The organism is Bartonella sp. AP57NXGY (genome assembly GCF_042195805.1).
In the GTDB taxonomy this organism is placed as follows: Bacteria; Pseudomonadota; Alphaproteobacteria; order Rhizobiales; family Rhizobiaceae; genus Bartonella.
In genome coordinates, this window is the sequence record NZ_JBHIOZ010000013.1 from 18,536 (window position 1) to 24,731 (window position 6,196).

Consider the following 6,196-nt stretch of genomic DNA (forward strand, 5'->3'; position numbering starts at 1 on the left):
GATGATGAACAGAAGTTTTTTCTTTTATAAGGGGTGCTGTTTAGCATTTATTTTGTAGTGGGAAATTGTGAGAGTGGTAAAAAATAAAATGCAAATGCAAGAGAACAAAAATTCTCTTCCTCGCTTTATTCATTTGAGAGTGCATTCAGCTTATTCCTTGCTCGAAGGGGCTTTAAAAATCCCCCAAATTATTCAACAGACGATTTTAGATCATGCACCAGCGGTTGCTATTACCGATACCAATAATTTATTTGGTGCTTTGGAATTTTCACAGCATTGTCTTTCTCATGGGGTCCAACCTATTATTGGTTGTCAGCTTACTGTTGATTTTTGTGATGAAAATGATCATTTACGTTTGGCTAAATGGCGTAATCCTTCTGATTTTTGCTCTATTGTTCTTTTGGCTGCTAGCGAAACCGGTTATGCTCATTTGGTTCGTCTTGTGAGCCGTGCTTATCTTGATAAGTGTGATACTGATCCTCCTCATATTAAAGCTGATTGGTTGTCAGAACACAGTGAAGGCATAATCGCTTTAACGGGTGGAAAGGGAGGACCTATTAATCTTTCTTTGGCAGAAGAGAAAAAAGAACATGCTGTTGAGCGCTTAATTTATTTGAAAAAATCTTTTGCTGATCGTCTTTATGTGGAGTTACAACGGCATGGCTCTTATGACCGGAGAGTAGAAGCTGATCTTATTGAATTGGCTTATGCGCATGAAATTCCTCTTGTAGCAACGAATGAAGCTTTTTTTCTGCAAAGAGAAGGGTATGAAGCGCATGATGCGCTGATGGCTGTTTCAGAAGGACAAATTGTCTCTAATCCAGATCGCAAACGTGTGACACCAGATCATTATTTGAAGTCACAAGATGAAATGGTTACACTGTTTTCTGATCTTCCAGAAGCTTTGGAAAATAGTGTTGAAATTGCATTGCGTTGTCATATTGCCTCGCCTCTTCGAAAACCGATATTGCCTCGTTTTATAGAACAATCTGTTAATTCAGAAACTACTTTAGAAATAGAAGATAGTGAGTTATTAAATCAGGCTAAAGATGGTTTGAAGATTCGGCTTGAAACAATAGGGTTGGCTGAAGGGTATACGATTGCAGATTATGAACAGCGGCTTGATTATGAAATTTCAGTTATTACGCGTATGCAATTTTCTGGATATTTTCTTATCGTTTCAGATTTCATAAAATGGGCAAAGGTTCATGACATTCCCGTTGGACCAGGCCGGGGTTCTGGTGCTGGTTCACTTGTTGCTTATGCATTGACGATTACTGATGTGGATCCCTTGCGGTTTTCTCTTCTCTTTGAACGTTTTCTGAATCCAGATCGTGTTTCGATGCCAGATTTTGATATCGACTTTTGTCAAGAGCGGCGCGAAGAAGTTATTCAATATGTTCAAAAAAAATATGGACGTGATCAAGTTGCTCAAATTATTACTTTTGGTAAGTTACAGGCACGTGCAGTTTTGCGTGATGTGGGGCGTGTTTTAGAAGTTCCTTATCGTCAGGTGGATTATCTTACAAAATTAATTCCTGCCACCCCAGGAAGTCAGGTAGAATTAGCAGATGCTATTAAGGATGAACCTAAATTTGAAGAAGAAAAGAAAAAAGATCCCGTTGTTGGACGCGCATTAGATATAGCGCTTCAGTTGGAGGGACTTTATCGTCATGCTTCAACTCATGCTGCTGGGATTGTTATCGGAGATCGTCCACTTTGGGAGCTTGTCCCGATGTATCGTGATCCTCGTTCTGATATGCCTGTTACACAATTTAACATGAAATATGTTGAACAAGCGGGGCTGGTAAAATTTGATTTTCTTGGATTAAAAACGCTTACTGTTTTGAAAATGGCAGTCGATTTTGTTGCCAGAAAGGGGATTAAAATAGATTTATCAAATATTCCTCTGAATGATGAAGCAACCTACGCTATGATGGCACGTGGTGAAACGGTTGGCGTGTTTCAGGTGGAAAGTTCTGGTATGCGCAAGGCGTTGATTGGAATGAAGCCAGACCGTATTGAAGATATTATTGCGCTGGTTGCACTTTATCGTCCAGGTCCAATGGAGAATATTCCAACCTATAATGCACGCAAACATGGGGAAGAGGAAATTGCTTCTATTCATCCTAAGATAGATCATCTGATCAAAGAAACACAAGGTGTTATTGTCTATCAAGAACAGGTGATGCAGATTGCTCAGGTTCTTGCTGGCTATTCGCTTGGAGAAGCTGATTTACTACGTCGTGCTATGGGGAAAAAAATTCATGCTGAAATGCAAAAACAGCGTACGCGTTTTGTCAATGGAGCTGTTGCAGGTGGCGTGGATAAAGATCAAGCTGATATTATCTTTGATCTTTTAGCAAAATTTGCCGATTATGGTTTTAATAAATCGCACGCTGCTGCTTATGCAATTGTTTCTTACCAAACGGCTTATATGAAAGCAAACTATCCCGTTGAGTTTTTAGCTGCTTCAATGACATATGATATGACGAATACAGATAAGCTCAATGATTTTCGGCGTGAAGCATTAAGGTTGGGTATTGAAGTTATTGCACCTTCTATACAAACATCTCATCGTGTTTTTGAGGTTGGTGATAATTGTATTTATTATTCTCTTGCTGCCATTAAAGGTGTGGGAGAAACTGTTGTAGATCATATTGTTTCTTGTCGTGGGAGTAAGATTTTTAAGGATTTGGAAGATTTTTGTGCGCGTGTTGATCCTCGTATTGTTAATAAGCGTGCGATGGAAAGTTTAGTTTGTGCTGGTGCTTTTGATTGTTTTAACATTGCACGTGAGGTTTTATTAGCCAATCTTGGAACCCTTCATGCGCGTGCACTTCGTATTCTCGATGACAATTCTAGCGGGCAGGTTGATATATTTGGAATGGCAGGCGGATTAAAAGAACCATTGATTTTATCGCAAACAACCCCTTGGTTGCCGGCTGAGAAACTTTATCGAGAATTTCAAGCTATAGGTTTTTACTTTTCTGCGCATCCTTTGGAGGAGTATCAAGCTATTCTGAACAAAAAACGCATTCAGACTTGGGGTAATTTTGCCAATGCCGTTAAAGGGGGAGCAACGGCTGCACGGCTTGCTGGAACTGTTGTGGCAAAAAACGTGCGCAAAACAAAATCTGGTAAAAAAATGGGAATTATTCATTTTTCTGATACAAGTGGACAATATGAAGCAGTTCTCTTTTCTGAGGCACTCTCGGATTATGAAGAGATGCTAGAACCCGGAAAATCTTTTATTATTACGGTGAGCGCAGAAAATCGTTCTGAAGGAGTTAGTTTGCGAATTGAAACAATTCAGTCTTTGGAAAATGAATCATTACAACAGCATAAAATGATGCGTCTCTTTATAAAAACAGTTGATATGCTTCCACAAATTGAACAAAATTTAAATCTTGGGGGGAATGGAGAGGTTGGGCTTATTTTAATTCAAGAGGATGGATTGCGAGAAGTCGAAATTGCACTTCCTAAGCGATATAAGGTAAATTCACATGTCGCAAATGCTATGAAATTAATTCAGGGTGTTGTTGATGTAGAATTGAGTTAAAGAAAGATTAAAGATGGGAGCTGATTTTGAGTGGTGTTTTTGCTTTTAGGAGAGCTAAAAATGGAGCTTTTAAAATCGGATTGTAGGTTTCGAAAAATATTGCTTTTATTAGAGTAAATTATGATATTTTTTAGTGTCATAAAATTAAAAAAATCTCGTTCTTTCGTAATATTCAAAGTGCCGGAAGAATTTTATAAGTTTTTATCATTATTTTTTATAGAATTCATCGCATCATACATGTAAAGCCAATTGAGATCTGACATAATGCTCTCTGGTGTACGAATTTTCATCATGAGATTGCGTGCAATTGCTATGGGACCGGTTGCGTGATAGGCTAATCTATTGAAATCTCCGCGTTTTTTTACTGCTGCAATACGCGGGGTGCGTGTTGTTTCGTAAAGCGAAAGTGCTTTCGTTAATGAAAAATCTTTCAATGAAAGTGCTTTTGCTAATGTGGCGGCATCTTCGATTGCCATAGCGGCACCTTGTGCTGCAAAAGGTAAGGCAGCATGTGCGCAATCGCCAACAAATACTTGTCTCTCTAAACCGATAAAACGATTTTGTTTCATTTGAAAAAGTGGCCAATAACTCCATTCATCAATATGATCGAAGATTTGTAAGATTTTTGAATTCCAATCTTTAAAAAGAGATTTGAGTTTTTCTTTATCTCCTTTATGGGCCCATCCTTCTTTTGAACTTTCTCCATGCGTAATGGCGACAAAATTAAAAATTTTTTCTGACGATTGAATGGGGTAGACAACAAGATGATTTTTTGGTCCCATCCAAGCCGTAATTGTCTTCATATTTTGCAATGAAGAACGAAAGTTTTGAGGAAGATTATCAGATGTTGTTGTTGCACGCCAAGCAATAAAGCCACTAAAATTTGCTTTTTCATGAAAAGGAGATTGTTGCCGTAATGTTGACCAAATGCCATCACATCCGATCAAGAGGGGCGTTGAATAAAGCTGTTCTGTTGCCGTATCTGTTTTTATTGTCGTGATTTTAATGTTGGTTGCCGATTGGGTAGAAGATACAATCGTTTCGCCTGCTTTGTATTTGATCAAAGGATTTTCAATCACTGCATTATATAAAATTTTTTGTAAAGCCGCGCGGTGAATCGTCATATAAGGGGCTTTCCAATATTTTTCTGTTAGATTAATAAGATGAGCCCGTAGATGTATTTTTAAAGATAATCCATCTTTTAACTCAAGAAAATATGGGATTGTCGCGACTTTAGTGAGTTTGTTAAGAAGTTTCCAGCGAGCAAGAATAGATGTTGCATTTGGTGTCAGTTGAATACCAGCGCCTATCGTTTCAAGTTGCTTACACTTTTCGATAATGGTGCTTGCAATTCCTTTATGAGCGAGTGCTAAAGCAGTGCTTAAACCAGCAATTCCTCCTCCAACGATGATGGGTGATTGTTCCACAAATGATTTCATATTAAACAAGCAGAATTAAAAGAGGGGTTATTAAGAAAGCCAAAAAACGCAATTATAATAGCTTTTCTGGATGATATAAGCATCCTGTTGGGTTTGTTTGATCGTATGATAGCGAGGGAACATAACGATAAAGGGTTGAGCAGTAAGGGCAAATTTTCTCATCTGCTGCTCCCATATCGATAAAGATATGAGGATGATCGAATGGGTGTGTAGCGCCTACACACATAAATTCTTTCACACCAATTTCGATTGTTTTATATCCAAGGTCATTTTGGAAATGAGGAATATTGTGATCAGCCATGGCATACAAACTCCAGAATAAATTTTCTCATCAGCTATGATTGGGCTCTTCTATTTTATAGGCGTGAGTTTGTAATAAAGCGTATAATAATGCAAGATGCTTTTTAAGACAAATTTCTCTTCTTTTATGCTATATTAGAATAGTTGTCTTACTTTTAGTGCTTTGCGCATAGCAATAATTCCAAGTACTTTTAAATATTAAATGGAAAAATGATGAGGGAAGTTAGGCATTGATATATTATTATGATGATAACATATTATCAAATGTTATGTGAGATATTTCGTCAAGGATTTTAGAAAATATAAAAGAAAATTATTTAGGATATATGGAACAGAGGGTGGTAGATAAAATTTCTATATCGAATATAACAATGAAAAATCCGGTACGATTTATTAATCGAGAGTTTTCATGGCTACAATTTAATAATCGTGTTTTGATGGAAGCGGCTAATTCGAAACATCCTTTATTAGAACGTCTACAATTTCTTTCTATTTCAGCTGCAAATCTTGATGAGTTTTTTATGGTTCGTGTTGCAGGACTAGCAGCTCAAATTCGTGCTCGCGTTACAGCGTGCAGTGCAGATGGGCACACTCCACAGGAACAACTTGATATTGTATTAGCTGAGATTTCAAAGCTGCAGGCTCACCAACTACGAGAATTGAATGTTTTACGTGATGAATTAAAAAAGAATGATATTGAAATTATTTGTTCTGATGATCTTTCAGAAATTGAAAAATCATGGCTTGAAAAATATTTTCTTGAGACAATTTTTCCTGTTTTAAAACCTTTACCTGTTGATTCTACTCATCCTTTTCCATTTATTCCTAATTTAGGGCTTTCTATTGGGCTTCAATTGTCTGGAGAAACTGATCAGAATTCACACACAGTGTTGTT

The 6,196-nt window shown here is 37.4% G+C and carries 3 protein-coding genes and 1 pseudogene; 2 read left to right on the forward strand and 2 right to left on the reverse strand.

Annotated features, from left to right (window positions below; all coding sequences use genetic code 11):
* The first annotated feature begins 94 nt into the window (after nt 1-94).
* On the forward strand, nt 95-3,562 hold the full coding sequence (gene dnaE / locus ACFIL8_RS03250) for a DNA polymerase III subunit alpha (RefSeq protein ID WP_375688904.1): 3,468 nt from the start codon (nt 95-97) through the stop codon (nt 3,560-3,562).
* A gap of 191 nt (nt 3,563-3,753) precedes the next feature.
* On the opposite strand, the gene ACFIL8_RS03255 is transcribed toward dnaE, so the two are convergent.
* Nucleotides 3,754-5,001 (reverse strand): FAD-binding protein, encoded by a 1,248-nt coding sequence (locus ACFIL8_RS03255; protein WP_375688896.1) that lies wholly within the window; start codon nt 4,999-5,001, stop codon nt 3,754-3,756.
* A gap of 52 nt (nt 5,002-5,053) precedes the next feature.
* Complete coding sequence (locus tag ACFIL8_RS03260) at nt 5,054-5,302, reverse strand: zinc-finger domain-containing protein (RefSeq protein WP_375611536.1); 249 nt, start codon at nt 5,300-5,302, stop codon at nt 5,054-5,056.
* 325 nt (nt 5,303-5,627) lie between these two features.
* On the opposite strand from ACFIL8_RS03260, the pseudogene ACFIL8_RS03265 reads away from it, so the two are divergent.
* Nucleotides 5,628-6,196: pseudogene (locus tag ACFIL8_RS03265) on the forward strand (RNA degradosome polyphosphate kinase); the annotation flags it as partial.

What these genes read in the sequence shown, in the direction of transcription:
- ACFIL8_RS03260 (WP_375611536.1), bottom strand. Translation starts at nt 5,302, where the DNA reads ATGGCTGATCACAATATTCCTCATTTCCAAAATGACCTTGGATATAAA.
- ACFIL8_RS03255 (WP_375688896.1), bottom strand. Translation starts at nt 5,001, where the DNA reads ATGAAATCATTTGTGGAACAATCACCCATCATCGTTGGAGGAGGAATT.
- dnaE (WP_375688904.1), top strand. Translation starts at nt 95, where the DNA reads ATGCAAGAGAACAAAAATTCTCTTCCTCGCTTTATTCATTTGAGAGTG.